Origin of the sequence: Arthrobacter sp. H14, assembly GCF_000520495.1 — a bacterium.
GTDB lineage: Bacteria > Actinomycetota > Actinomycetes > Actinomycetales > Micrococcaceae > Arthrobacter_C.
Window position 1 is genome coordinate 1,899 of the sequence record NZ_KI914699.1, and the last position, 736, is coordinate 2,634.

Here is a 736-nt window from a genome sequence, read left to right on the forward strand (position 1 = left end):
CCAGCAGTCCCTCGTTGTCGTAGCCGCCGTAGTAGGCGCTGTCCGTGGTGCTGTCGGCCGAGGTGTCGGCGTCGACGTTGCTGTCCACGTCGGAATCGGCGTCAACGTTGCTGTCCACATCAGGGTTGGCGGTGACGTCAGCGTCGTTTCCGCTGGCGATGCCGTTGAGGTTGTCGGACACATCGGCGTCGATGCCGCTGAGCACGTTGTTGTTGCTCGCGATGTCACCGGTGTCGACCACATCGTTGAGGATGGTATCCAGCGACAGGTTGCCGCTGTCATCGATGCGGTTGTCAGACACCTGGGTGGTTGCCCCATCCACATTGGTGTTGGTGGAATCTCCGGTGCTGGCGCTGGCCATGCCGGCGCCTCCGGCGATCATGACACCGCTGACGGCGGTGACGGCCAAGGACTTGGTAAAGATGTTCTGCATAATGTTGCCTCCATATATTTCTATTGGAAATGGCGGACATTAGCGCTTCGGGACGGGCCCCGTTACCGGATTGGTATAGATTTCAGATTTTTTCGTGACCACGTCACCTTCATCGGGTCAGAAGACCAGGGTTTGAGCTCGTCAAGCTTTTGAGACAAATTGACTAACTTATTTTCTTATGCTGCTTCTGATAGGTGGCCGGTCTGGTAGCTGGCCAGGGCGACTGCTCTGCGGATCATACGTGCCCGCTCCACCGGGACAACCGCCCCTGCGGGCCGGCTGCACGTCCACGACTTTGGTTCG

General features: G+C 58.4%; 1 pseudogene. It reads right to left on the bottom strand.

The annotated features are described in order from the left end of the window. Window positions 1-433, bottom strand: a pseudogene (locus Y707_RS31795) (hypothetical protein); the annotation flags it as partial. Window positions 434-736 lie beyond the last annotated feature (303 nt).